This window comes from Microterricola viridarii (genome assembly GCF_900104895.1).
Lineage (GTDB): Bacteria > Actinomycetota > Actinomycetes > Actinomycetales > Microbacteriaceae > Microterricola > Microterricola viridarii.
Genome location: NZ_LT629742.1, coordinates 3544120 through 3569234 on the forward strand (window position 1 = coordinate 3544120; position 25115 = coordinate 3569234).

The following is a 25115-nucleotide window of genomic DNA, read 5'->3' on the forward strand; positions in this document are numbered from 1 at the left end:
TGTGTACAGCCTCGGCGGTGCTCTCCTCCTGTTTTTACGTGCTCCGAATGCGGGCGGGCGCCTACAGCGAGGCGGCGACGAGCTCCGCGATCTGCACGGCGTTCAGGGCCGCGCCCTTGCGCAGGTTGTCGTTCGAGATGAACAGCGCGAGCCCGCGGCCATCGGGAGCGCCCTCGTCCTGGCGGATCCGGCCGACGTAGCTGGGGTCGGTGCCGGCTGCCTCGAGCGGGGTCGGCACGTCGCTGAGCTGCACGCCGGGGGCGTTGGAGAGCAGCGCGGTGGCCTGCTCGACGGTGATCGGGTTGGCGAACTCGGCGTTGACCGAGAGCGAGTGGCCGGTGAAGACGGGCACGCGCACGCAGGTGCCGCTCACCAGCAGGCCGGGCAGGTCGAGAATCTTGCGGCTCTCGTTGCGCAGCTTCTTCTCCTCGTCGGTCTCGAACGACCCGTCATCGACGATCGAGCCGGCCAGCGGGATCACGTTGAAAGCGATGTTCTTGGCGTAGACGGTGGGCTCGGGCATGGTGACGGCGCCACCGTCGTGCACGAGGCCCTGCACGTCGCCATCGATCGCCGCGCGGACCTGGGTCTCGAGCTCGGTGGCGCCGACGAGGCCGCTGCCGGAGACCGCCTGGTAGGTGTTCACGACGAGACGCTCGAGGCCTGCTGCCTCGTGCAGCACCTTGAGCACGGGCATGGCCGCCATGGTGGTGCAGTTGGGGTTGGCGATGATGCCCTTCTTGGCCTGCTTGATGGCGTCCGGGTTCACCTCGCTGACCACGAGCGGCACGTCCGGGTCCATGCGGAACCCGCTGGAGTTGTCGATGACGATGACGCCGGCCGCCGCGAAGCGGGGCGCCTGTGCCTTGGAGAGGGTCGCGCCGGCCGAGAAGATGGCGACGTCCAGGCCGGTGGGGTCTGCCGTGGCGGCATCCTCGATGACGACGTCCTCGCCGCGCCAGGGCAGGGTGCTGCCGGCCGAGCGGGCCGAGGCGAAGTAGCGAATCTGCGCGACGGGGAAGTCGCGCTCCTCGAGGAGGCGGCGCACGACGGTGCCGACCTGCCCGGTCGCTCCGACGACGCCGATGTTGATGCCCTGGCTGCTGCTCACGAGTACCCCTTGTGTTGTGGTGCTGCGGATGCCGCGACGGGCGGCATCCCGGTGGAAATCAGGTGGAGGCCGTCTAGCGGCCGGTGCCGCCGTGCACGACGGCAGCCTGCTCTGCATCGAGGTCGAACGCGGTGTGCACGGCGCGCAGGGCCTCGTTGACCGAGTCGGCGCGGGTGACGACCGAGATGCGGATCTCGCTGGTGGAGATCATCTCGATGTTGATGCCCGCCTTGTTCAGGGCGTCGAACAGCTTGGCGGAGACGCCGGCGTTCGTGCGCATGCCGGCGCCGACGAGGGCCAGCTTGCCGATCTGGTCGTCGTACTGCAGGCTCTCGAAGCCGACCTCGGCCTGGGCGTTGCTGAGCGCGGTGAGCGCCGCCTGGCCCTGGCTCTTGGGCACGGTGAAGCTGATGTCGGTGAGGCCGGTGGCCGCGCTCGAGACGTTCTGCACGATCATGTCGACGTTGGCGTCGGTGCGCGCGACGATCGTGAAGATCTCGGCCGCCTTGCCGGGGACGTCGGGCACGCCGACGACGGTGATCTTGGCTTCGCTCAGGTCGCTGGCAACACCAGCGATGATCGGGTCTTCCACGTTGCTCTCTTCTCCCTCGGGGCTGGGCGCCGGGTTGTAGACGATGGTGCCCTCGTTGTTGTTGAACGAGGAGCGCACGTGCAGCGTGACGCCGTGGCGGCGCGCATATTCCACTGCACGAATATGAAGGACTTTGGCCCCGGATGCCGCGAGCTCCAGCATCTCCTCGCTGGTGATGCGGTCGATCTTGCGGGCCAGCGGCACCACGCGCGGGTCGGAGGTGAAGACGCCGTCGACGTCGGTGTAGATCTCGCAGATGTCGGCGTCCAGCGCGGCGGCGAGGGCGACGGCGGTGGTGTCGGAGCCGCCGCGGCCGAGGGTGGTGATGTCCTTGGTGTCGCGGTTGAAGCCCTGGAAGCCGGCGACGATGACGATCGCGCCCTCGTCGAGGGCCTCGCGCAGGCGCACCGGGGTCACGTCGACGATGCGGGCGGAGCCGTGGTGGGCGTCGGTGATCATGCCGGCCTGGCTGCCCGTGAAGGAGCGCGCGTCGTGGCCGAGGCTCTTGATCGCCATGGCGAGCAGCGCCATCGAGATGCGTTCGCCGGCGGTGAGCAGCATGTCCAGCTCGCGCGGCGCGGGAATCGGGGTGACCTCGTGGGCGAGGTCGAGCAGCTCGTCGGTGGAGTCGCCCATAGCGCTCACAGCCACGACGACGTCGTTGCCGGCCTTGCGCGTCTCGACGATGCGCTTGGCAACTCGCTTGATGCCTTCGGCATCCGAGACGGAAGACCCGCCGAACTTCTGCACGATCAAAGTCACGTATAACTCCTGAGGATTGCGGCAGACACTGCCAGATTCTCCATCATAAGACCTGCCAGATTCTGCTTCGGCTATGTGACGGAGGCCCGCCAGCGCCGTGCGGGGCGCGGACCAGGGCTAGCCGACGACGCGGCGCCCCTCGAAGGCCCGACCGAGGGTGACCTCGTCGGCGTACTCGAGGTCGCCGCCGACGGGCAGGCCGGAGGCGAGGCGGGTGACCCGGATCTCGAGGGTGGTGAGCAGCCGCGACAGGTACGTCGCGGTCGCCTCCCCCTCCAGGTTGGGGTCGGTGGCGAGGATCACCTCGGTGACGGTGCCGTCGGCGAGGCGCTGCATCAGCTCGCGGATGCGGAGCTGGTCAGGACCGATGCCGTCGATGGGGCTGATCGCTCCGCCGAGCACGTGGTAGAGCCCGCGGAACTCGCGCGTGCGCTCGATCGCGACGACGTCCTTGGCCTCCTCGACCACGCAGATCAGCGCCGGGTCGCGGCGCGGGTCGCGGCAGATCGCGCACGTCTCCTGCTCGGAGATGTTGCCGCAGATGCTGCAGAACTTCACCTTCTCGCGCACGGTGGTGAGGATCTCGGCCAGGTGCGAGACGTCGAAGTTCTCGGTCTGCAGAATGTGGAACGCGATGCGCTGGGCAGACTTCGGCCCGATTCCGGGCAGCCGGCCGAGCTCGTCAATGAGGTCCTGAACGATTCCTTCGTACACGTCTTAGCCTTGGCCGTCTCTCATCGTCGCGCGCGGCGATGGGTTGTGTTGTTGTTCCTCGATGAAGGTCGCGCCGAGAATCTCGCGGACCACCGACTCGCCGTAGCGCTGCACGCCGTCACCGCGGCTGGGCGCCTGCGCCGGCCGTTGCGGCGCCGGGCGCTGCGGGGCCTTCGCGGCCGCGGCGGGGGCGGATGCCGCTGCCGGAGGCGTTGCCGCTGCCGGCGCGGCCGGCGCTCCCGCTGGTCGAGGAGGGCCGCCTGCGGCGGGTGTCGAGACCGAGGGCCCGGAGCGGAGGCCCTGGTCCGGCGGGGCGGCGTCAAAGTTCGGGTCGAACGGCGGCTCGTCGTCGTAGGGGGGCTCGTCGGCGAACGGCGGCTCCTCGGCGGGCGCCCAGCCATCCGCGGCCGGCGCGGCAGCGGGAGCGGGAGCGGCCGGCGGTGTCGCCCGCTCGGCGGGTGCGGCGGGCGCGGCTGCTGGCTCTGCGACCGGTTCCGGGTCGGACTGTGGAATCTGCACGACCGACCAGCCGCCGGCGTTCACGACCGGAGCCGGTCGCGCCGGCGCCGGAGCCTGCTGCGCGGGGGCAGCCTGCGCGGGCGCGGACCGAACGGGTGCCGACTGAACGGGCGCTGTCGCCGCGGCTGGACGTGCTCGGTCGGGCTCCGCGTCTGCGGCATCCGGCGCCGAAGGGGGCGTCGGTGCAGCGGCCTGGGCCGGCTTGGAGCCGCGCTGTTCGCCGCTCTCCGCGCGCGCCAGCAGCTTCGGCGTTACTCCGAGGACCGTGCTGACGGCCTTCTTCAGGTGGTCGCCGACGCCCTGGCCGGGGGCCGCGGGCTTCTTCAGTGCGGCGACGTCGTTCTCGCTCGGGAAGGCCAGCAGCAGCGTGCCGTCCTCGCGGTACTCGCGCACCACGGCGGTGAGCAGCACCACCCAGGCGTTCATGTTCGCGGTCTTGACGACCTCGAGCACCTGTGGCCAGGCGTCGCGCATCTGCTGCAGCGAGATCGGGCCAACCGGCACCGGCATCGCGGAGGCCGGGATCGTGGCCCCGCCGGGCAGCGAGGAGCTGGCGGGTGCGGCGGGCGCAGCGGCGGCCGGTGCAGCAGCGGGGGCCGGTGCAGCAGCGGGGGCCGGTGCCGGAGCAGGCGGGGCCCCGGTCACACCGGGCGTCGCCCACGTGACGGGCCCAACCGGGCCGGATGCCACCGGGGTCTGGGCACGGTCGTTCTTCGCCCGGTCGATGAATTCGGCGGCGGCAGCGACAGCAGCGGGCACCTCGGCAGGCGCGGCGGCAGGCACCGCGGCGGGCGGGGCAACGGCCGCCGCGGGCGCTGCGGGCGCTGCGGGGCGGTCGCCCGCGGCGTCCGTCACCCCGACCCGGCGCTCAAGCCGCTCGACGCGGGCCAGGGCACCGCGCTCCGTGTCGTCGCTGGAGGGCACCAGGGCGCGCGCGATCATGAGCTCGAGGTGCAGCCGCGGCGAGGTGGCCCCGGTCATCTCGGTCAGTGCGGCGTTCACGATGTCGGCGGTGCGCGAGAGCTCCGCCTGACCGTAGCGGGTGGCCTGGGCGCCCATGGCGTCCAGCTCCTCCTGCGGCACGCCGCGCAGCACGGATGCCGCAGCGGCCGGCGTGCTCGCGGCGACGACGATCAGGTCGCGCAGCCGCTCGAGCAGGTCCTCGACGAAGCGGCGCGGGTCCTGGCCGGTCTGGATGACGCGGTCGACGGCCTCGAAGGCGGCGCCGGCCTCGCGGGCACCGATCGCGTCGATGACCTCGTCGAGCAGGGCGCCGTGGGTGTAGCCGAGCAGCGCGACGGCGCGCTCGTAGTCGACGGTGGACGCCTCGGAGCCGGCCATCAGCTGGTCGAGCAGGGAGAGCGTGTCGCGCGGCGAGCCGCCGCCGGCGCGCACGACGAGCGGCAGAACGCCGGGGGCGACGGTGACGCCCTCCGCCTCGCAGAGGGTCTGCACGTATTCGAGCATCGGGCCGGGCGGCACCAACCGGAACGGGTAGTGGTGGGTGCGCGAGCGGATCGTGCCGATGACCTTCTCCGGCTCGGTCGTCGCGAAGATGAACTTGACGTGCTCCGGCGGCTCTTCGACGATCTTCAGCAGCGCGTTGAATCCGCTCGAGGTCACCATGTGCGCCTCGTCCATGATGAAGATCTTGTAGCGGTCGCGGGCCGGGGCGAAGATCGCGCGCTCGCGCAGATCGCGGGCGTCGTCGACGCCGCCGTGGCTGGCCGCGTCGATCTCGACGACGTCGAGCGAGCCGCCGCCGTCGCGGGAGAGCTCGACACAGCTCGGGCAGACGCCGCACGGGGTGTCCGTCGGGCCCTCCGCGCAGTTCAGGCAGCGCGCCAAGATGCGGGCAGACGTCGTCTTGCCGCAGCCGCGCGGGCCGCTGAAGAGGTAGGCGTGATTAACACGGTTGGTGCGCAGGGCCGTCATCAACGGATCGGTCACCTGCGACTGACCGATCATCTCGGCAAAGTTTTCGGGCCGGTATCGGCGATAGAGAGCGGTGACCACCCTGCCATGCTACTTGCCCGGGCTGACATGAGGGCCGGATGCCGGCGGCACCGGCACACCGGGCCGGCTCAGCCGCCCCCAGCTGCGCGCGGAGGCGACTCCGTCCGGAGCGGAGTCCGGCGGGGTGGCCAGTCGCCAGAGCCGCCAGACCGACCAGGCGAACAGCACGACGAGCAGCACATTGCGCACCGTCAGCAGCAGCACCGCGGCGATGTTGCCCGCGGCGAGCGGCATGTAGAAGACGGGGAAGATGAACGTCGTGAGCACGGAGATCACCAGCACCAGGTACGAGGGTGTGCGCCAGCGCTGCGCGTCGTGGAACAGCCCGACGACGACGACCGGCGCGATCCAGAGCATGTACTGCGGAGAGCCGACCTTGTTGAACACCACGAGCGCGCAGGTCAGCGCCAGCGCCCCGTGCACGAGGAGGTTCTCGGCATCCGTCTCCCGCCGGCGGGCGCGCAGGAGCAGGGCGAAGATCAGCGCCATCGCGAGGAGCATCAGCGGGGTCGTCGCAGCCGCCGCCGAGGCGGCCCCCTCTCCCGCCACCTCCCGCGTGGCCAGCGCGGAGTTCTGGAAGATGTAGCTGCCGGGGCGCTCCAGCGCCGCCATCCAGACCCAGGGGGTCGAGATCGGCGCCTCGAGCTGGAGCCCGCGGTCCGACTGGTCAGAGACGAAGCTCAGGAGGGTCTCGGGTGAGCCGCCCAAGCCGATCGCCGCCCCGACGACTCCGAGCGTGATGAGAGCGCCGCCGGCGGCCACGGCCAGCCACTGCCGCCCCACCCCGAGCACCGCGAGGAACACGGCGACGGGCCACACCTTGATCCAGGTCGCGACGGCGAGCAGCACCCCGGCCAGCGCCGGGCGGCGGGCCAGCAGCACCAGGGCGATGATGACGATCGGGGCGACGATGCCCTCCAACCGGAACAGCCCGACCGGGCTGAGGATGAAGATCACGAGCAGCCACCACCAGGCGGCGGTGAAGCCGCTCGCCTTGCGGCCGAAGTCGGTGAGCACGGCGATCGACAGGCCGTTCAGCACCGTCGTGAGGAGGAACCAGAGGAAGGGGAAGAGCATCGGGCCGAGGGAGTCCGCCAGTCCCATCGGGGCCACCGCCCCGATGGGGTACACCCACGGAATCTGGATCCCGCGCCAGAGGCCCGTGGTCAGCGAGGTCTCGACCCAGGCCCGGTACAGCGAGAGATCGCCGATTGCGATGCCGCCGAGGAAGGAGGGCAGGAGGGCGAGCAGGAAGACAGCGTGCAACAGCGCGAAGCCGACGATGAGCGTGCGCGGCCGCTGCGAGAAGTCGCGCTCGAGCGGCGTGGCAACGCTGGCGACGCCGTCACCCGGCTTGCGGAACAGTCGTGACATGGCAGCTGCTTTTCTGCACGGTCGGGGCCCGCGGCCGCGGGCACGTCGCGCAGCCTAAGCTCCGATCCTGAGCAACAGGCCAGTGGATTCCCTGACATTTCTGAACGATTTATCAGGCCCGCTCCGCCGGTGCAGCCTGCGGGAGCGCGGCGAGCCCGCGCCAGTGCTGTCCGAACAGCGGGCTCAGGGCCGCGAGCGCGTAGACGCCGGCCGCGATGAGGAGTGTCGGCTGGAGCCCCAGCGCGGTGACGCCCACGCCGCCGAGGAACGCGCCGAGCGGCATCGCCGCGGCGACCCCGGCGGTCATCGACCCGAAGACCCTGGCCCGCATCGGCGCGGGGATGAGGCCGAACAGCGCCGTGGACACCATCGGGTTGATGCCGCCGGCCGCCAGCCCCGAGAAGGCGAGCACGCCGAGCAGCACCGGGAACGGCACCTCGAACGCCATGGCGAGATAGGGCGGCAGGCCGGCGAGCACGAAGAACAGCACGAAGAGCCCCCGCCCGGCGACGCGGTGGCCGACGGCGGCGAAGACGACGGCGCCGAGCAGCGCCCCGCCCATGAAGCTGGCGACGAGGAAGCCCAGCGCGGAGGCCGAGCCGAGGCGCTCCGTGGCATAGACCGGGAAGATCACCGTCAATCCGGCCGTGTCGATGGCGTTGGTGAGCATGACCAGCAGCACGATCCCGCGCAGCAGCGCGTTCGACCAGAGGAAGCGCAGCCCAGCTGCGAAGCCGCGCCAGTAGCCGTCTGGCTCGCCGTCCGGCATGCCGTCTGCGGCGACGGGGGCGGCGGCGGATGCCTCGGCCCGCCGCATCCGCGGGATCAGCGCGGCCACGAGCACGGCCGACACGGCGAAGGTGGCCGCGTTCACGTAGAGCGCGCCGGGGGCACCGACCACCCCGATCAGCATGCCGGCCAGAGCGGCCCCCACCATGGAGGCGCTGCGCTGCACGGCCGCCTGCGCGCCGGCGGCCCGGGCCAGCGGCACCGCCGCCCGCTCGGCGAGCTCGGGCAGCATGACGGTCTTCGCCGTGTCACCGGGGGCGTCGAGCAGCCCGCTGAGGAAGACGAGCAGGAGCAGCAGCCAGAACGGCAGGCCGGTGGTCGCCGCCAGGATCGGCAGCGCCAGCACAGTCAGGCCGCTGGCCAGGTCGGCGGCGATGCTGGAGAGGCGGTAGCCGAGCCGGTCGATCAGCGCGCCGCCGAGGGAGCCGCCGATGACCACGGGCAGCGTCGCGAAGACCCCGGCGGTGCCGGTGGCGAGCGCCGAGCCGGTGTCGGCGAAGACGTAGAGCGGCACAGCGATCGCGGTGATCGCATTGCCGGCACGGGAGACGAACGCGGCGACCAGCACGGCCAGCAGAGGCAGGGCGCCCGCCCGGGTGCGCGGGCGCTCAGGGGCGCGCGAAGGCATGGAGGATCCAGCGGATGGGCTTGACCCCTGGCCGCTTCGGGTCGCTCGCCGCCTCCCACTTGCGGGAGAGGGCTGCGAGCTCGGCGGAGAATTCCGCCAGCTGCGGGGCGGTGAGGTAGCCGAAGGAGTCGGAGTGGGTGCTGGCGGCGACCCAGTCCCGGCCGAGTGCCGGCTCGGCGTCGAGGGCGTCGAGCAGCTCGCCGAGGTAGGACTGCAGGATCGCCTGCTGCAGCACCCGCACGGCTCCGTGCTGCTCCGGATCGTCGAGCAGCTCGGCCGGCTCGAAGACTGTGTGGCTGTGCGCGGCCTGCCACCAGCGCTCCCGGCCGTCGCGGGCCCGCTCCGGTGCAGGCACGACGAAGCCGAACTCGGCCAGCGTGCCCAGGTGGTAGCTCACGGTGCCGGGCGCCTCGTCAACCAGGCCGGCCAGCTGGCCGACCGAGTGGGCGCCGTCGGTGCGCAGGATGCCCAGCAGCTTCAGGCGCAGCGGGTGGGCGAGGGCGCGGAGGGAGCGCGGGTCGCGTACGCCCTGCATGGGCCGCTTCGGAGCTGGCGTCTCGTTGTCCATGGCTCGAGCGTAGTTGCACAAGACTTCTTGTGCAATAGTTCTTGATAAATGTGCACCCCGCCCCGCGAGCGACTTGCGCGGTGATACTACGATTTCGTATCATCCAATCTCATGAAGTCCGAAAATGAAACGTCAGCCTGGTCTGCCCTCTTGGCCCTCCAGCGAGCCACCCACGCCACCCTCCGAGTGCTCTCCGCAGAACTCTCCGAGATGGAATTGACCGCCTCCGAGATCAACGCGCTCGCCAACCTCTCCGACGGGGCCCCGCGCACCGTGTCCGAGCTGGGTGCCGCGGCCGGCACTCGCCCCACGACGCTGACCAGCATCTTGGACCGGCTGGAGCGCCGCGAGCTCGTCACCCGCGGTACCCGCCCCGGCGACCGCCGGGCCGTGCTCGTCGAGCTCACGTCTGCGGGGCATGCGGCGGCCGGCACCATCCGCGAGGCGTTCGATCGCCTGGAGCGGCTCGCGCTGAGTGGCCTCTCCCCCGAGGTGATCGCCGGGTTGCGCGCCGGGCTGCACGCCATGACGGAGGTGGCATCGTGACGATGCGCGCGGAGGAGCCGCAGCGAGAAGACCTCCCGACGTTCTCGTCCCTCGTGGGCGAGGTGATGGCGACCGCCGAGCGATTCGGTCACCGCGAGCACGTGCACCTCACCTGGTTGGCCGTCAGCCGCTGCGGCGTCGACACGGCCATCGAGCTCGTCAGCGCGGGCATCCAGAACACCGCACGCTCTGCGGGCATGCCCCAGAAGTACCACGAGACAATGACCCGCGCGTGGGTGGTGCTGGTGGGGCACGCCAGCACCGAATCGAGCACGGACGACTTCACGGAGTTCGTCGCACGCCACCCCGAACTGCTCGACACGCGACTGCTGATGCGCCACTACCACCCCTCAACGCTGGCCTCGGCCGAGGCGAGACTGGGCTGGGTTGAGCCCGACCTCGCGCCACTGGAACCCGCGGTCTCGGCGTCCAGCTAATCCCGCGCGAGCGGCCGGACGGTCAGCAGTTGCTCGGCATGACCGACGGCGCCGGCTGTGTCATGGAGCTCCGTGCTGGTCAGGCCGTGGCCATCCGGCCCGAAGGTGACGGTCGTGTCGAAGCCGACCCAGTCGCCGGCGGGTTGCCGAAAGAAGTGGATGGTCAGGTCGACGTTGGGAAACATCCACTCCGTCGGCGGCTGCCGCACGGCGATCCCGTTCGCGGTGTCGACGAGCGCGGTGTACGCGGCGTGAGCGCTGGCCCGCTCCCCCGCGACGAGGGCCGTCTGGGTGCGAAGCCATGCGCGCGCCCGGCCGGGCTGAGGTGGGGCGACGGCGCGCATCTCGAGGGAGTTCACGAAGCCGCCCGGCCAGGAATGGGCCAACGGCCAGTGCGACAGCGAGCCCGGCTCCGGTAGCGGCGCCGGTTCGCCTCCAGCCACCGCGGCCGTGTCGCTCGCGGCGATGAACCACGCGCGCGCCAGCGCCGCGGTTCGGTCACCGATGCGCGCCCGCGCCTCGACGAGCTCGATGGTGCGGCCCGGCCGGATGGTCTCGACCTGAATCTCGATCTCCTCGGCGGCGAGGAACCCCAGGATGTCGAAACTGACGCGGCCGAGCTGCAGCGCGTCGGCCGGCCCGCCCTGCGCCGCCCGGTGCTTGTCGATCGCGTGGACGATGAGTCCGCCGAGCGGGCCGAAGTGGATCTCGCCCGGGTTCCACGCACCTTGGGCATGAATCGTGGGGTGGTAGCGACCCTGACCGCTGGACTCGAAGTAGGCCGGAACGGGCTTGTCCATGCTGCCTCCCTGCGTCTGCGCGGTCGCTGAGACGCCGCGCCCTCAACACTAGGGCGAGCTCCCGGATGCGGAGCGGCACTTCTCACCGTGCGCCTCTTCCCCGCCTCGACCGAACGCCCCTCCCACGTCGCCGAACGCCCCTCCCCACGCCGACTGAACGCCCCTCCCCACGTCGACCAAACATTCCTCCCCACGTCGGCCGAGCATCCCTCCCCACGTCGCCGAACGCCCCTCCCCACGTCGGCTGAGCGAGGAACGAGCGAAGCCCCGGAGTCAACCCGAAACACTCTCCCCGCGAAAGGTCACAATCAGGTAACGACAGCGGAAGTTGTCCACAATTGCCCCGATTCGGGCCTGTTTTCGCCGTCCAGTGTCAGTGGTCGGTGAGACGCTTCAAGCATGGAAACGCAGCCGATGCAGGCCCCCGCAGCCGGGCTCGACCCGCTGCTGGATGCGTGCCTGGCCGGGCTGTCCTCGGGCGCAGCGCTGGAGTGCTCCCTCCAAGCAGAGCGCTACCGCCAGATCGACGAGGCCGTGCGCCGCGCCGTCGCGACCGCCGACCCGCTCGGCGGCCGGCCGTCCCTGGACGAGCAGTTCGCGAGGCGCAGCATCACCGCCGAACTGGCCCTCATCCTCCGGGTGCACGAGCGCACCATGGTCGGCCTCATCTACGAGGCCGGGCAACTCTGCGGCCCCTTCGCCAACACGCTGGCCGAGCTCTCTGCCGGGAGCATCACCGTGCGGCACGCGCGGGAGATCCTCGCCGGCGCCGTCGTCCTGCCTCCCACCCTGCACGCCCGCTTCGAGCGGGAGGCGCTGGGCAAGGCCCGCACCATGAACGTCTCCGCTTTCCACCGGGCCGTGGCCCGCCTCCGCGACCGGCTGCACCCGGACGCCCTCGCCGAGCGGGCCGCTCGGTCCCGGGCGGACCGCCGTCTGGTGTTCGAGCCCGACGCCGACGGGATGGCGTGGCTGCACCTGTACCTGGAGGCGGAGAAGGCCCTCGCCATCAGCACCCGAGTGGGAGACCTCGCCACGGAGGCGCAGAAAGAGGCCGCCGAGGCCGGCGAGCTGGTGGCAGACGTGGTGGCAGCGGGCGAGGCCACAGGCGAACTGACCGACGACATCCTGAGCGCGGGCACCCACGCCCAGCTCGAGGCCGACATCGCCGCCGAGCTCCTGCTCGGCCTGCCCGCCCAGAGCGCCGAGGACGGCGAGACCCACATCCCGACGCTCGCGTTCGCCCGCCCCGAGGTCTTCGTCGCCGTCCCGAAACTCACCATCGGCATCGACACCCTCATCGGCACCTCGGAGGAGCCGGCCGAACTCCACGGATACGGCCCGATCGACGCCGACACCGCCAGACGGCTCGTCGCGCAGGCGCCGACGCTGCACCGGATCCTCACCGACCCGGTGGACGGCACCCCGCTGCAGCTGGACCCGACCCAGTACCGGCTGTCCGCGTCTATGCGGCGCTGGATCCTCTACCGGGACGAGACCTGCCGGTTCCCCGGCTGCACCCGGAAGGCGGAGCGCTCCGAGACGGACCACACCCGGGCTTGGGAGGCCGGCGGGCTGACCGTCGAGGAGAACCTGGCGGTGCTCTGCAAGAAGCACCACCGGCTCAAGCACAACTCCCGCTGGCGGGTGCGGCAGACCGGCGGCGGGAACCTCAGCTGGACCTCCCCGCGCGGCCGGGAGTACACGACCACCCCGTCCCGGATGCAACACGCACCACCGCAACCACCGACCGGTCCACCGGAGCCACCCGGGTCACGGGTTTCGACGGGCTCACCCAGCGGAACAGAGTCGGCACTCCTCATCGACGACGGCCCACCATTCTGAGGCGCTCGGAACGCCTGTCCCGATCAGTGTCCCTCTGCAGCGAACACCCGCTGACCGCCGCTCCATCCAGCCTTCCTTCCGCCGGCGCCGCGGCATCCGATTGGACGAGGTGCGGGCCGCCCTGCCAAGAGGTGTACTGGCAGGGCCTCCCTGGCGGGGCGCACGAGGCGTACGGTCGGTGACACGGCCGAACAACGGCCGGCAGCCACACCTCGAAGGAGACCTCCTGATGCACATCGAACCGGAGCATCCCACCGCACAGGGCCCAGCCGAGTGGTTCACCGGCGACGTGTACGTCGACCCGATCGCGACGCGGAAGCCCGATCCGAGCCGCATGGTCGTCAGCCGGGTGCGCTTCACCCCGGGCGCCCGCACCGCCTGGCACTCGCACGTGCTCGGCCAAACCCTGCACATCACGGCGGGCACCGCACTTGTCGGAACCCGCGACGGCGGCGTGATCCGCGCCACCCCGGGGCAGACCGTCTACACGGCGCCCGGCGAGGAGCACTGGCACGGCGCCACCCCCACCGGGTTCATGGAGCACCTCGCCATGCTCGAAGACGGCGACGACCCCGCAACCACCACGAACTGGCTCGAACACCTCAGCGACACAGACTACGAAAGGGCGGCATCCTGATGCACACTCGCACTCTCGGACAAGGCCTCCAGGTCTCGGCCATCGGCCTCGGCGCCATGGGCATGTCGCAGAGCTACGGCCCCAACCCGGGCAGCCGGGCCGACATGATCGACGTGCTCCGCTCCGCCGTCGACCACGGCGTCACGTTCTTCGACACGGCGGAGGTCTACGGCCCCTACGTGAACGAGGAACTCGTCGGTGAGGCCCTGGCGCCGCTGCGCGAGCAGGTGGTCATCGCGACGAAGTTCGGCTGGCGCATCGAGGGCAACACGAGCGTGGGCCTCGACAGCAGGCCCGAGCAGATCCGCCGTGTGGCGGACGCCTCGCTCCGCCGTCTGCGCACCGACGTGATCGACCTGTTCTACCAGCACCGCGTCGACCCCGACGTGCCGATCGAGGATGTCGCCGGCACCGTCGCCGACCTCGTGCGCGAGGGCAAGGTGCGCCACTTCGGGCTCTCCGAGGCGTCCGCCGCCACCATTCGGCGCGCGCACGCGGTCTTCCCCGTGACGGCGCTGCAGAGCGAGTACTCGCTGTGGACGCGCGACCCGGAGGCGGAGGTGCTGCCGACGCTGGCCGAGCTCGGCATCGGCCTCGTGCCGTTCAGCCCCCTCGGCAAGGGCTTCCTCACCGGCACCGTCGACCAGAGCACGGCCTTCGCCGCCGGCGACATCCGGGCGAGCATCCCGCGGTTCTCCGAGCAGAACCGGGCGGCGAATCAGGCGCTCGTCGCCCACGTCGCCGTGCTCGCCGCGGCGAAGGGCGCGACGCCGGGTCAGATCGCCCTGGCCTGGCTGCTGGCGCAGCAGCCGTGGATCGTGCCGATCCCTGGCACCCGGCGCACCGCGCGCATCGCCGAGAACGCGGGCGCCAGCGCCGTGCCGCTCTCCGCCGACGAGCGGGCAGACCTCGACGCGCTCGCGCAGCGGGTCGGCGTCAGCGGGGACCGCTACAACGAGACGCACATGGCGTACGTGAACCGCTAGGGCGCGCTGCGGATGCCGCGGGCCGCGGCATCCGCAAACCAGCTAGGCGAGCAGCGACTCCACCTGGCGGGCGATCTCGAGCTCCTCGTTGGTGGGGATGACCATCACGGTCACCTGCGCGCCGGCCGGGGAGATCACGCGCGCCGCGCGCGAGGCCAGCTCGTTGCGGTCGTTGTCGATCTGGATGCCGAGGTGCTCGAGCCCGGCCAGGGCCCGCCGGCGCAGCAAGGCGTTGTTCTCGCCGATGCCGGCCGTGAAGACGACGGCGTCCAGGCCGCCGAGCTGGGCGTAATAGGCACCGATGTAGTGCCGGATGCGGTGCCGCCAGACCTGCAGCGCGAGCTCCGCCTCCTCGTTGCCGTTGATGGCGGCATCCTGCACATCGCGCATGTCTCCCATGCCGGTGAGCCCGAGCAGGCCGCTCTGCTTGTTCAGCAGCACGTCGAGCTCGGCGATGCTCATGCCGGCTGCGCGGTTGAGGTGGATCAGCACGGCCGGGTCGAGGTCGCCGGAGCGGGTGCCCATGACCAGGCCCTGCAGCGGGGTGAGCCCCATCGACGTGTCGACGGACCTGCCGCCGTCGATCGCGGCGACGGATGCCCCGTTGCCGAGGTGCAGCACGATGGTGCGCACGGCGCCGAGTGGCTTGCCCAGCAGCACGGCCGCCTGCTCGGAGACGTACTTGTGCGAGGTGCCGTGGAAGCCGTAGCGGCGCACCTTGTACTCGCGGGCGATGTCCTTGTCGATGGCATAGGTGTAGGCCGCGGGCGACATGGTCTGGTGGAACGCGGTATCGAAGACGACCACGTGCGGCACGTGCGGCAGCGCCTTCTTCGCGGCCCGGATGCCGAGCAGGTTGGCCGGGTTGTGCAGCGGGGCCAGCCGCGAGAGCGCCTCGATCTCGCGCTCCACCTCGGCGGTGACCAGGGTGGGGCCGTCGAACTCGCTGCCGCCGTGTACGACCCGGTGGCCGACGGCGATCAGGTCGTCGACGACGCCGAGCTTGGCCAGCACGACGTTCATCGCCTCGGAGTGGTCGCTGATGAACGAGTCCGGCTCGCCGATGCGCTCGATCAGGCCGCTCAGGCGGGAGGCCCCTGTCCGCAGGTCGATCAGCTGGTACTTGAGCGAGGAGGAGCCGGAGTTGACGACGAAGACGGAGCTCATGAGGTGGCCGCCTGAATCGCGGTGATGGCGATGGTGTTCACGATGTCCTGCACCAGGGCTCCTCTGGAGAGATCGTTGATCGGCTTGTTCAGGCCCTGCAGCACGGGGCCCATCGCCACCGCGCCGGCGCTGCGCTGCACCGCCTTGTAGGTGTTGTTGCCGGTGTTCAGGTCGGGGAAGATGAACACCGTCGCCTTGCCCGCCACCTCTGAGCCGGGCATCTTGGATGCCGCGACGGCGGCGTCCGCGGCGGCGTCGTACTGGATCGGGCCCTCGACCGGCAGCGACGGGCGGCGCTCGCGCACGAGGGCGGTGGCCTCGCGCACCTTGTCGACGTCGACGCCGGAACCGGACTCCCCTGTCGAGTAGGAGAGCATGGCGACCCGCGGCTCGATGCCGAACTGCGCGGCGGTCTCGGCCGAGGAGAGCGCGATGTCGGCCAGCTGGGTGGCGGTCGGGTCGGGGATGACGGCGCAGTCGCCGTAGACGAGCACGCGGTCGGCCAGCGACATCAGGAAGACGCTGGAGACGACGGAGACGTCCGGCCGGGTCTTGATGATCTCGAACGCCGGACGGATGGTGTGCGCCGTGGTGTGGGCGGCGCCGGAGACCATGCCGTCAGCCAGGCCCATGTGCACCATCATGGTGCCGAAGTACGAGAGGTCGGTGACGGTGTCGCGCGCCTGCTCGAGCGAGATGCCCTTGTGCGAGCGCAGCTTCGCGTACTCCCCGGCGAACTTGAACCGCAGCACGTCGTCGTAGGGGCTGATTACCTCGGCGGCGGAGATGTCCACGCCGAGCTCGATGGCGCGCGAGTGCACCTCGATCGGCTCGCCCAGAATCGTCAGCCGGGCGATGCCGCGGGCCAGGACCGTGGCGGCGGCGCGCAGCACGCGGTCATCGCCGCCCTCCGGCAGCACGATGTGGCGCTTGGCCGCGCGCGCCTGCTCGATCAGTCCGTACTCGAACATGAGCGGGGTGACGACGGTGGAGCGGCTGAGATTCAGCAGCCCGAGCAGCTCCGCGGCGTCCACGTGCTGCTCGAACAGGGCCAGGGCGGCGTCGTACTTGCGCTGCGAGTCGGCGGCCAGGCGGCCGCGGGTGCGGGTGATCGCGACGATCGTGTCGTACGTGCCGAGCTCGGTGCGGATGATCGGCAAGGTCTGCGGCAGCCCGTCGAGCAGGCGCTCGATCGGCTCCGGCAGTTCGAAACCGCCGTTCAGCACGACGCCGGCGATCGACGGGAAGGTGCCGGAGGTCTGGGCCATCATCGCCGCGAGCAGCACCTCGGTGCGGTCGCCGGCGACGACGAGCACGGCGCCCTGGGTGAGCCGGGGCAGCACGTTGACCATGCCCATGCCGGCCACGACGACGCCGAGCGCCTCGCGGGCGAGCAGCTCGGGGTTGCCCTTGATCAGGGTGCCGCCGGTCGCCTGCATGATCGATTCCATGCTCGGGGCGATCAGGTACGGGTCCTCGGGGATCACCCAGACGGGCACGTTCGGCTGCGCGGAGACGATCGCCGCGCGCACGGCCTCCATCTGGCTGGCATCCGCTCGGTTGGCGATGACGGCCAGCAGGGTGGCGTGGGCCGAGTGCAGCTCGTGCAGGGCCAGCTCGGTGATGTCGTGCATGTGCGCCGGGGTGCGCGGGTCGGCCTGGCCGAGCCGCTCGCCGGAGACCTGGCTGGAGCGCCCGCCGAGCACCAGCAGCACCGGGGCGCCCAGGTTGGCGGCGATGCGCGCGTTGTAGCTCAGCTCGGTCGGGCTGCCGACGTCGGTGTAGTCGGAGCCGAGGATGACGACGGCGTCGCACTTGGCCTCGACGGCCTTGTAGCGCTCGACGATGCGGGAGAGGGCGGCATCCGCGTTCTCATGCACCTCGTCGTAGCTGACGCCGATGCATTCCTCGTAGTCGAGGGAGACGCTGTCGTGGCCGAGCAGCAGCTCGACGACGTAGTCGCGTTCCGCGGTCGAGCGGGCGATGGGGCGGAAGACGCCGACCCGCCGCACCTGGTGGGAGAGGGTGTCGACCGTGCCGAGCGCAATGGTCGACTTCCCGGAGTGCCCCTCGACGGACGTGATGTAAATGCTTCCAGCCACCCTTCTAGAGTAGTCGCGCCTCCGCGCCGCGGCTGCCCGCCCGCACCCGCTCGATCAGCGGCTGGGTGCGGTAGGGCACCATGTGCTTCATTGCCAGCACCGTGGAGGTGCGCTCGATGCCCGGGGTGCTGAGCACCAGGTCGGCGACCCGGTAGAGGTCGTCGGCGTCGGCGGCGGCCACCCGGATCAGCAGGTCCCAGTCGCCGGAGACCCCGAACACCTCGATCACCTCGGGGATCAGGGCCAGGCTCTCCGGAAGCTGCGAGAGCTTCTGCTGGGTGACGTGGGCGAAGATGAAGGCGCTGAGCGGCAGGCCGACGGATGCCGGGTCCACCCGGCGCAGCGCGTCGGAGAGCACCTCGGACTCCAGCCGGTTCAGCCTGCTGTGCACGGTGCTCCTGGCCAGCCCCGTCGCCTCGGCGAGGGCCACGGCGGTGGCCCGCGGGTAGTCGGCGAGCGCCAGCAGCAGCGCGGCATCCGTCGAATCGATCACGCGATCAGTCATATTGTCTGGCCTCACTCCATTAGGTGGCACACAAGTGCGTCATTCTGACTGAAATCTAGCCGATCTGTTGTCCATTGTGTGCATTCATCCGACGATTGTGCCAGCGCAACCGCAACGCCGACGAAGGAGTCACCGTGTCCGTCACACTCAGCCCCACTGCACCGCCGACCGAGGCGGCCGCCATCGCGCGCGACGCCCTCCTCGGGGCCATCGAGCAGCGCGTGCTCTGGCTCTCGACGGCGAGCATCCACCACGCCAACCACGTGCGGCCGAACCCGCTCGGGCTGAAGGTCGGCGGCCACCAGGCCTCGTGCGCGTCGATGACGACGATCATGACCCAGCTCTGGTTCGAGCAGCTCCGCTCCGGCGACCGCGTTTCGGTGAAGCCGCACGCCTCCCCCGTGCTGCACGCCATCAACGCCCTGCTCGGCGAGCTCGACCCGGCCGCGCTGGCCGGCCTGCGCGAGTTCGGCGGGCTGCAGAGCTACCCGAGCCGCACCAAGGACCCCGACCCCGTCGACTACTCGACCGGCTCCGTCGGGCTCGGCGCCACTGCCCCGCTCTGGGGCGCGATCGCCCGCCGCTACGTGGAGAACCACGGCGGCCGCGCGGGCACCGGCCGGCAGTACGCCCTGATCGGCGACGCCGAGCTCGACGAGGGCGCGATCTGGGAGGCCATGGGCGACCCGGCCGTCGAGCACCTCGGCGAGCTGGTCTGGGTGGTCGACTTCAACCGGCAGTCGCTCGACCGGGTCGTTCCGGCCGTGAGCGTGACCAAGCTCTCGGCCATGTTCGAGGCCGCCGGCTGGCAGGTGCTCGTGGCCAAGTACGGCCGCCTGCTCGAGGGCCTGTTCGCCCGGCCGGGCGGCGAGCGGCTGCGCGCGCGCATCGACACCATGACCAACCCGGAGTACCAGCGGCTGCTGCGCAGCTCCGACGAGCAGCTGCTCGACCGGCTCTGCGGCGAGCGCTGGCCCGAGCTGCGGGCGCTGCTTGCGGATGTCGGCCCGGCCGAGCTGCGGGCGGCGGTCGGCAACCTCGGCGGGCACGACCACGACACCCTGCGGCAGTCGTTCGCCGCCATCGACGACACCCGGCCGACCGTGGTCTTCGCCTACACGGTCAAGGGCAGGAACCTGCCGATGGAGGGGCACCCGCAGAACCACTCCGCGCAGCTGACCCCGGCCCAGTTCGAGCAGTACGCCTCCTCCGTCGGCCGGGACCCGGCCGACCCGTTCCAGGTCTTCGAGCCGGGCTCGGCCGAGGGCGCCCTCTGCGCGGAGCGCGCGGCGCTGCTGCGCCGGGAGCCGGTGCCGGCCGCCGGCGCCTTCACGCCGCCCACCGACCTCGGCTGGGTTCCGCGCGGCACGAGCACGACCCAGGCGGCGCTCGGCCGCACCCTGCTCGACCTCACCCGGCGTGCCCCCGCCATCGCGGAGCGCGTGGTGACGGTGAGCCCGGATGTCAGCTCCAGCACCAACCTCGGCGGCTGGGTGAACAAGGCCAAGGTCTGGTCGGCCGCGCCCTCCCGGGACTGGTTCGACGACGACCCGGAGACGATCCTGCACTGGGAGGAGAGCACCGAGGGGCGCCACATCGAGCTCGGCATCGCCGAGACCAACCTGGTCGGCCTGATCGGTGAGCTCGGCGCGACGTGGAGCCGCTGGGGCTTCCCCCTCATCCCGATCGGCGTCGTCTACGACCCGTTCATCGCCCGCGCGCTGGAGCCGTGGACGTTCGGCATGTACGCGGGCGGCCAGTCGATCCTGGTCGGCACCCCCTCCGGCGTGACCCTGGCCGCCGAGGGCGGCGCCCACCAGTCGCTGCTCACCCCGGCGATCGGGCTGCAGCAGCCCGGCCTGCTCAGCTACGAGCCGGCGTTCGCGCTCGAGGTGGAGTGGATGCTGCTGGAGTGCATCCGCCGCATCGGCATCCCGGGTGGCAGCTCGAGCTACCTCCGGCTGTCGACCCGGCCGGTGCAGCAAGACCTCGCCGAGGTGCCGGCGCTGCCGGAGGCCCGCGAGCTCCGACGCCGCCAGGTGCTGGCCGGCGGCTACCTGCTGCGCTCGCCCCAGGCCGGCGGGGCGCCGCACGCGACCATCGCGGCGATGGGCGCGCTGGTGCCGGAGGCCATCGCCGCCCGCGACACCCTGGCCGAGGCCGGCGTGCACGTTGACGTCGTCTGCGTCACCAACGCCGGGCTGCTCTTCGACGCCCTGCAGGCCAGGACCGGCCAGGCGAGCGGTGAGGCGGGCAGCGCGGATGCCGGCGAGTGGATCCTGCGCGACATCCTGCCCGCCCACCGGGCGGCCCCGCTGGTGACCGTGCTCGACGGCCACCCACACACCCTGTCGTTCCTGGCCGGCGTGAACGGGGTGCAGGCCGCGCACCTCGGCGTCTCCCAGCTCGGCCAGTCGGGGGATCAGGAGAGCGTCTACCGCTCCCACGGCATCGACGCGGCCTCCATCGTGCGGGCGGTGCTGCGCGGCATCGCGCAGGGCTAGCCGCCCACACCGCCAGACGACAGTGGCCGCCACCCCGAGGGGTGGCGGCCACTGTCGTCTGCGCGACTAACCCTTGACGGCGCCGGCCGTCAGGCCCTGCACGATGTACCGGCTGGCGAAGGCGAACAGGATCATCGTCGGCACGATCGTGAGCACGGCCGCGGCCGACATCGAGCCCCAGTCGATCGTGAAGCTCGAGATGAAGCCGTTCAGCGCGGTCGGGATCGTCTTGTTCTCGTCCTTGTTCATCAACGTCACAGACAGGAACAGCTCGTTCCAGCAGTTGACGAAGTTGAAGATGAACGCGGCGATGATGCCGGGCTTCATCACGGGGATGATGACCCGGAACAGCGCGCCGAACCGCGAGCAGCCGTCGATCATGGCCGCCTCCTCGAGCGCGTCGGGGATGTTCGCGAAGAATCCGCGCAGCATGATCGTGCTGAACGGGATGCACACCGCGATGTAGATGAGCATCAGGCCGAAGCGGTTGTCCACCAGTTTCAGCTGCACCATCATCAGGTAGAGCGGCCCGAGCGCGATGAACGCCGGGATCATCTGGGTGACGAGGAACGCCATCAGCACGGCGCCCTTGCTGCGGAACTCGAAGCGGGCCAGCACGTAGGCGGAGAGCATCGAGATGAACGTCGCCACCGTTGCGGCCGCCGTGGCCACGAGCAGGCTGTTGAAGACGTAGGTGCCGAAGCTCGACTTCTGGAACAGCGAGATGTAGTTCTCGAGCGAGAACACCTCCGGCCAGTACGTCAGCGGGTAGCTGAAGATCGCGCCGGGGGTCTTGAACGAGGTGATCAGGATCCAGTACAGCGGGAACAGCGAGATGACCAGCCACAGCCCGAGGAAGACGATTCTGACGACCTTCGCCGCCGGCATTTCCCGGTTGATCATGAGCGTGCCCCCTTCTTCTCGCGGATGGCCATCAGGTAGAAGGCGGAGAACACCAGCAGGATCGCGACGACGATGAGGCCGAGGGCGGAGGCCTGCCCGTAGTCGCCGCGCTGCGTGATCGCGATCATCCAGGTGGTGATGATGTGCGTCTGGTTGGCGGGTCCGCCGCCGGTCATCGCCCAGATGATGTCGGGGAAGTTGAAGATCCAGATCACGCGCAGCAGCACCGTGAGCGCCAGCGTCGTGCTGATGTACGGGATCGTGATGCTGAACAGGGTGCGGATCTTGCCGGAGCCGTCCAGCGCTGCCGCCTCGTAGACGTCGTCGGGCACGGACTGCAGCGCCGCGAGGATCATGATCGCGAAGAAGGTGACGCCGTACCAGGTGTTGGCGATGATCACCGCCGTCATGGCCGTGCCCGGCTCCGCCAGCCACGGGATGGGGGCGTCGATGAGACCGGCCTTGCTCAGCAGGTCGTTGATCACGCCGAATTCGCCGTTGAACATCCAGCGGAACAGGATGCCGATCAGGAAGCCGGAGATCGCCCACGGGAAGAAGATGAGCGCCTGGTAGAGGCCGCGGAAGACGAACTTGCGGCGCAGCCAGAGGGCGAGCGCGAATCCGATGATGAACTGCGGGATGATCGAGGCCACGACCCAGACCACCGAGTTGCCGAGGATCACGTAGAAGTTGGGGTCGGCGAAGATCTTCTGGAAGTTGCCGAGGCCGACCCAGTCCGTGTTCGTCAGATTGTTCAGGTTCCAGTTGCGGAACGCCATCTGCGAGCCGGCGAGCATCGGGTAGTAGGTGAACACGGCAACGAACACCGCCGCCGGCAGCATGAACGCGGCGATGACCAGGCCGCGCCGCGTGCTGAAGGAGCGGCGGCGGGTGGTCTTCTGTGGGGACACGCTGGGGGCGCCCGCCCGTGTGAACGGGCGCCCTGTCGCGGTCGTCGTGTGACGAGACATGGTGGTTTCTACTCAGCCGCCCACTTCTCGGCCCAGTAGGAGTCCCAACTGGCGAGAAGTTCCTTGTTCGTCATCTGACCGATCAGCACCTGCTGCAGCTCGGTGTCTGCCTTGTCGGCCCACTCGGTGAACCAGGCGACGCCGCGCGGCTGCTCGGCGGTGATGTAGACGTCCGGGTTCTCGTTCATGTAGAGGTAGCTGGCCCACGCGCCGGTCTTGTAGAACGGGTCGTCGGATGCGCCGGTCAGGATCGGGACCAGGCTGTTCTTCTGCGTGAACTCGATCGAGGCATCGCCGGAGTTCAGGAACTGGATCAGGCGGGCCGACTCGGCCTTGTGCTCGCTGGCCTCTGCCGTGCCCCAGCCGGCCGTCGCCAGCGGCTGGGTGGCCTTGCCGCCCGGGCCCACGAGCATCGGAGCGGTGTTCCACTGCTCGGCGGTGATCGCCTTCGACTCGGTGACGGCGGCGATGACCTCCGGGTCCTGCAGCAGGAATCCGGTGGAGCCGTTGGTGAAGCCCTCGACCATTTCGGGGTAGCCCCAGGCGACGGACGACGGCGGAGAGGCCTGCTTGAACAGCGTGAGGTAGGTGTCCATCGCGTCGAGCGCCTCCGGTGCGGAGAAGATCGAGTCGCCGTTCTTCAGGCGGTACGCGTTGGTGACGTCGATGTCACCGGCGACGTAGGCCGAGATGGCGAGCACCGCGTTGGTGTAGCCGTTCTTGCCGCCGCGGAAGGCGTAGCCGTACTGGTTGGCGCCCGGGTCCTGGATCGCCGTGGCCTGCTCGACGATGTCGTCCCAGCTCACCGGGGCGCCGTCGAAGCCGGCGTCCTTCACCATGTCGGTGCGGTAGAAGAGGCTGATGCCGTAGAAGCCGTAGGGCACGAAGTACATCTTGCCGCCGGCGGTCGCGACGCTCTGGGCGTTGCTGGTGAGCGAGTCCCAGCCGTCCCAGCCGTCGAACTCGCCGGTCATGTCGCTGAGCCAGCCGTTGGCCGAGAAGGGCCCGACGGTGAGGTCGCGCACCTCGAGCACGTCGACGCCGGAGCCGGACTGCAGCATCTGCTGGATCTTCTGGTCTGCCTGGTCGGTGGGCGGCGAGATCAGGTCGACGTTGATGTCGGGGTTCTGCGCCTCAAACTCGCCGATGAGCTTGGTGAGCAGTTCGGTGCGGGCGGGACTGGTCAGGCTCTCGACCATCTGGAGCGTCACCTTCCCGTCACCGGCGGGAGCGGAGCAGCCGCTGAGCGCGAGAGCAGTCACCAGGCCAAGCCCGAGACCGGCAAGAAGTTTCCGTTTCGTCATGTCTCCTCGTTTCGTTGTGCGTGCTGTTGTGGTCCGAGATGGGTGCACAGGGTGCTGGCGCGCGAGCTCAACGCTCGGCATCGCGCGCCCAGTCGCAGAGCGTTGGGACCATGCGCTCCACGAATTCTTCGAAGTCTGCTGCGGTGTTGTAGACGTGGGCGGAGAGCCGGAAGTAGCCGACACCGCCGAAGCTGGTGAACGCGCCCTCGATGCCGAACTCGCTGACCACCCGGTTGCGCAGGGCGTCGGCGGTCGGGTGCGAGCCGGCCAGGCCCTCAGGCAGCCGCACCAGGCGCAGCGCGTTGACCGGGGAGCCGACGTCGACGCGGTGGTCCTGGCCGGTGCGCTCGGCGAACGCCGTCGCCACGATCTCCTCGGCGTAGTCAGCGAGCTCGCTGATGTAGCTGCGGGCCTGACCCCAGCCCCAGGTGTCGGCGATGAAGCCGGTCGCGGTCGGCGCGGCCAGGTAGCTCGTGAGGTCGAGTGTGCCCTGGGTGTCGAAGCGCTCCGGGAACTCGAGGGGCGAGCCCCAGGAGTCCACCAGCGGGTAGAGCACGCTGTTGAGCTCGGTGGGGGCCAGCAACACCGCCGTCCCGCGCGGCGCGCAGGCGAACTTGTGCAGGTTGCCGATCCAGAAGTCACACTCGACGCCCTCGAGCGGGCTGTCGTAGAGGCCGGGCACGTGGGCGCCGTCGACCAGGGTGACGATGCCGCGGGCGCGGGCGGATGCCGCGATCTCTGCGACGGGCATGAAGCGCGCGGTCGCCGAGGTGATGTGGTCGATCACGATGAGCCGGGTCTTGTCCGAGCAGACCGCCATGACTGCGTCGTGCGCCTCGGCCGGCGTCGCGTGCAGCGGAACGTGCGCGGTGACCACGGTGCCGCCGTGGCGGCGGGCCATGCGCTCGGCGCCCATCGTGACGGCGCCGTAGCCGTGGTCGGTGACCACGATCTCGGCCCCGCGCTCCATGGGCAGGCTCGAGTAGACGACGGTGGCGCCAGCACTGGCATTCGGCACGATGGCCGTGTGCTCGGCTGGCGCGCCGACGAAGTCGGCGATCTCGCGGCGCACGGCACCGATGCGCTCGGGCAGGAAGCTGAACCACGCAACGGGGTCGGCATCCATCTCGGCGCGCAGCTCGTTCTGGTGCAGCTGGGCCACGCGCGGCACGGCGCCGAACGAGCCGTGGTTGATGTGCAGCGCACTCTCCGAGAGCGTCCACGCCGCTGCGGCTGGCGCGCCGCCCGGCAGCGTCAGCGGGCTCGGGGCGAGTGCGGCTGAGGGCCGGATTGGCGCATTCGTCGAAGTCATCGAGGTGTCACATCCTTGTGCAG

The 25115-nt window shown here is 70.5% G+C and carries 21 protein-coding genes; 6 read left to right on the forward strand and 15 right to left on the reverse strand.

Translation table 11 applies throughout. The annotated features are described in order from the left end of the window. Positions 1–61 precede the first annotated feature (61 nt). From BLT62_RS16280 to BLT62_RS16310, 7 genes are all read right to left on the reverse strand, one after another. The gene (locus BLT62_RS16280) at positions 62–1111 is read right to left on the reverse strand and encodes an aspartate-semialdehyde dehydrogenase (RefSeq protein WP_231919267.1); all 1050 of its coding nucleotides are present in this window, start codon (positions 1109–1111) and stop codon (positions 62–64) included. Positions 1112–1184: 73 nt separating this feature from the next. Further along, entirely contained in the window at positions 1185–2465 is a 1281-nt protein-coding gene (locus BLT62_RS16285) for an aspartate kinase (RefSeq protein WP_083365006.1), read from the reverse strand. Between the two features lie 117 nt (positions 2466–2582). Beyond that, positions 2583–3179 (reverse strand): recombination mediator RecR, encoded by a 597-nt coding sequence (gene recR / locus BLT62_RS16290; protein ID WP_083365007.1) that lies wholly within the window; start codon positions 3177–3179, stop codon positions 2583–2585. Between the two features lie 3 nt (positions 3180–3182). Next, positions 3183–5666: a DNA polymerase III subunit gamma and tau gene (locus tag BLT62_RS16295; protein ID WP_231919268.1), complete on the reverse strand. Its 2484-nt coding sequence runs from the start codon at positions 5664–5666 to the stop codon at positions 3183–3185. A gap of 57 nt (positions 5667–5723) precedes the next feature. Next, positions 5724–7088, reverse strand: coding sequence for a glycosyltransferase 87 family protein (locus BLT62_RS16300; RefSeq protein WP_083365009.1), 1365 nt, complete (start codon positions 7086–7088; stop codon positions 5724–5726). A 112-nt stretch (positions 7089–7200) separates the two neighbouring features. Beyond that, positions 7201–8505: an MFS transporter gene (locus BLT62_RS16305; protein WP_083365010.1), complete on the reverse strand. Its 1305-nt coding sequence runs from the start codon at positions 8503–8505 to the stop codon at positions 7201–7203. Beyond that, positions 8486–9073 carry an ArsR/SmtB family transcription factor gene (locus BLT62_RS16310; RefSeq protein WP_083365011.1) on the reverse strand — a complete coding sequence of 196 codons (588 nt, stop codon included), beginning with the start codon at positions 9071–9073 and terminating at the stop codon, positions 8486–8488. The genes BLT62_RS16305 and BLT62_RS16310 overlap by 20 nt, the downstream gene beginning before the upstream one ends. 150 nt (positions 9074–9223) lie before the next feature. On the opposite strand from BLT62_RS16310, the gene BLT62_RS16315 reads away from it, so the two are divergent. Both BLT62_RS16315 and BLT62_RS16320 read left to right on the forward strand, forming a co-directional pair. Continuing rightward, the gene (locus tag BLT62_RS16315; RefSeq protein WP_197675147.1) at positions 9224–9619 is read left to right on the forward strand and encodes a MarR family winged helix-turn-helix transcriptional regulator; all 396 of its coding nucleotides are present in this window, start codon (positions 9224–9226) and stop codon (positions 9617–9619) included. Beyond that, positions 9616–10056, forward strand: coding sequence for a hypothetical protein (locus tag BLT62_RS16320; protein ID WP_197675148.1), 441 nt, complete (start codon positions 9616–9618; stop codon positions 10054–10056). The genes BLT62_RS16315 and BLT62_RS16320 overlap by 4 nt, the downstream gene beginning before the upstream one ends. Here BLT62_RS16320 and BLT62_RS16325 read toward each other — a convergent pair. Then, a complete protein-coding gene (locus tag BLT62_RS16325; protein WP_083365013.1) occupies positions 10053–10856 on the reverse strand; it encodes a thioesterase family protein in 804 nt (267 codons plus the stop codon). The two genes, BLT62_RS16320 and BLT62_RS16325, sit on opposite strands and share 4 nt — an antisense overlap. A gap of 399 nt (positions 10857–11255) precedes the next feature. Between BLT62_RS16325 and BLT62_RS16330 the strand changes: the two genes are divergently transcribed. The 3 genes from BLT62_RS16330 to BLT62_RS16340 all read left to right on the forward strand — a co-directional run bounded on the left by BLT62_RS16330 (position 11256) and on the right by BLT62_RS16340 (position 14324). Next, entirely contained in the window at positions 11256–12701 is a 1446-nt protein-coding gene (locus BLT62_RS16330) for an HNH endonuclease signature motif containing protein (RefSeq protein ID WP_083365014.1), read from the forward strand. Between the two features lie 229 nt (positions 12702–12930). Further along, complete coding sequence (locus BLT62_RS16335; protein WP_083365015.1) at positions 12931–13338, forward strand: (R)-mandelonitrile lyase; 408 nt, start codon at positions 12931–12933, stop codon at positions 13336–13338. Continuing rightward, the gene (locus BLT62_RS16340; RefSeq protein WP_083365016.1) at positions 13338–14324 is read left to right on the forward strand and encodes an aldo/keto reductase; all 987 of its coding nucleotides are present in this window, start codon (positions 13338–13340) and stop codon (positions 14322–14324) included. Before BLT62_RS16335 ends, BLT62_RS16340 begins: the two co-directional genes overlap by 1 nt. 42 nt (positions 14325–14366) lie before the next feature. Here the strand turns inward: BLT62_RS16340 and BLT62_RS16345 are convergent, their stop codons facing one another. Genes BLT62_RS16345 through BLT62_RS16355 form a run of 3 tightly spaced genes read right to left on the reverse strand, consistent with a single transcriptional unit; the run spans position 14367 to position 18098 of the window. Continuing rightward, entirely contained in the window at positions 14367–15491 is a 1125-nt protein-coding gene (locus BLT62_RS16345) for an acetate/propionate family kinase (protein ID WP_083365017.1), read from the reverse strand. Beyond that, positions 15488–17593, reverse strand: coding sequence for a phosphate acetyltransferase (gene pta, locus BLT62_RS16350; protein WP_083365018.1), 2106 nt, complete (start codon positions 17591–17593; stop codon positions 15488–15490). The genes BLT62_RS16345 and pta overlap by 4 nt, the downstream gene beginning before the upstream one ends. A gap of 4 nt (positions 17594–17597) precedes the next feature. Beyond that, a complete protein-coding gene (locus BLT62_RS16355) occupies positions 17598–18098 on the reverse strand; it encodes an Lrp/AsnC family transcriptional regulator (protein ID WP_083365019.1) in 501 nt (166 codons plus the stop codon). Positions 18099–18232: 134 nt separating this feature from the next. Between BLT62_RS16355 and BLT62_RS16360 the strand changes: the two genes are divergently transcribed. Continuing rightward, complete coding sequence (locus BLT62_RS16360; protein ID WP_083365020.1) at positions 18233–20602, forward strand: transketolase-like TK C-terminal-containing protein; 2370 nt, start codon at positions 18233–18235, stop codon at positions 20600–20602. Between the two features lie 66 nt (positions 20603–20668). On the opposite strand, the gene BLT62_RS16365 is transcribed toward BLT62_RS16360, so the two are convergent. From BLT62_RS16365 to BLT62_RS16380, 4 genes are all read right to left on the reverse strand, one after another. Then, positions 20669–21505, reverse strand: coding sequence for a carbohydrate ABC transporter permease (locus tag BLT62_RS16365; protein ID WP_083365021.1), 837 nt, complete (start codon positions 21503–21505; stop codon positions 20669–20671). Continuing rightward, entirely contained in the window at positions 21502–22476 is a 975-nt protein-coding gene (locus BLT62_RS16370; protein WP_083365022.1) for a carbohydrate ABC transporter permease, read from the reverse strand. Before BLT62_RS16370 ends, BLT62_RS16365 begins: the two co-directional genes overlap by 4 nt. 8 nt (positions 22477–22484) lie before the next feature. Beyond that, a complete protein-coding gene (locus tag BLT62_RS16375; protein ID WP_083365023.1) occupies positions 22485–23780 on the reverse strand; it encodes an ABC transporter substrate-binding protein in 1296 nt (431 codons plus the stop codon). 67 nt (positions 23781–23847) lie between these two features. Next, positions 23848–25092, reverse strand: a complete 1245-nt coding sequence (locus BLT62_RS16380) for an aminotransferase class V-fold PLP-dependent enzyme (RefSeq protein WP_083365024.1) — start codon at positions 25090–25092, stop codon at positions 23848–23850. Between the last annotated feature and the right edge of the window lie 23 nt (positions 25093–25115).

Coding starts and splice junctions, on each gene's coding strand:
- BLT62_RS16305 (WP_083365010.1), bottom strand. CDS start 8,505: ATGCCTTCGCGCGCCCCTGAGCGCCCGCGCACCCGGGCGGGCGCCCTG.
- BLT62_RS16295 (WP_231919268.1), bottom strand. CDS start 5,666: ATGATCGGTCAGTCGCAGGTGACCGATCCGTTGATGACGGCCCTGCGC.
- BLT62_RS16345 (WP_083365017.1), bottom strand. CDS start 15,491: ATGAGCTCCGTCTTCGTCGTCAACTCCGGCTCCTCCTCGCTCAAGTAC.
- BLT62_RS16380 (WP_083365024.1), bottom strand. CDS start 25,092: ATGACTTCGACGAATGCGCCAATCCGGCCCTCAGCCGCACTCGCCCCG.
- BLT62_RS16370 (WP_083365022.1), bottom strand. CDS start 22,476: ATGTCTCGTCACACGACGACCGCGACAGGGCGCCCGTTCACACGGGCG.
- BLT62_RS16300 (WP_083365009.1), bottom strand. CDS start 7,088: ATGTCACGACTGTTCCGCAAGCCGGGTGACGGCGTCGCCAGCGTTGCC.
- BLT62_RS16365 (WP_083365021.1), bottom strand. CDS start 21,505: ATGATCAACCGGGAAATGCCGGCGGCGAAGGTCGTCAGAATCGTCTTC.
- BLT62_RS16310 (WP_083365011.1), bottom strand. CDS start 9,073: ATGGACAACGAGACGCCAGCTCCGAAGCGGCCCATGCAGGGCGTACGC.
- BLT62_RS16335 (WP_083365015.1), top strand. CDS start 12,931: ATGCACATCGAACCGGAGCATCCCACCGCACAGGGCCCAGCCGAGTGG.
- BLT62_RS16325 (WP_083365013.1), bottom strand. CDS start 10,856: ATGGACAAGCCCGTTCCGGCCTACTTCGAGTCCAGCGGTCAGGGTCGC.
- BLT62_RS16340 (WP_083365016.1), top strand. CDS start 13,338: ATGCACACTCGCACTCTCGGACAAGGCCTCCAGGTCTCGGCCATCGGC.
- BLT62_RS16375 (WP_083365023.1), bottom strand. CDS start 23,780: ATGACGAAACGGAAACTTCTTGCCGGTCTCGGGCTTGGCCTGGTGACT.
- BLT62_RS16355 (WP_083365019.1), bottom strand. CDS start 18,098: ATGACTGATCGCGTGATCGATTCGACGGATGCCGCGCTGCTGCTGGCG.
- BLT62_RS16330 (WP_083365014.1), top strand. CDS start 11,256: ATGGAAACGCAGCCGATGCAGGCCCCCGCAGCCGGGCTCGACCCGCTG.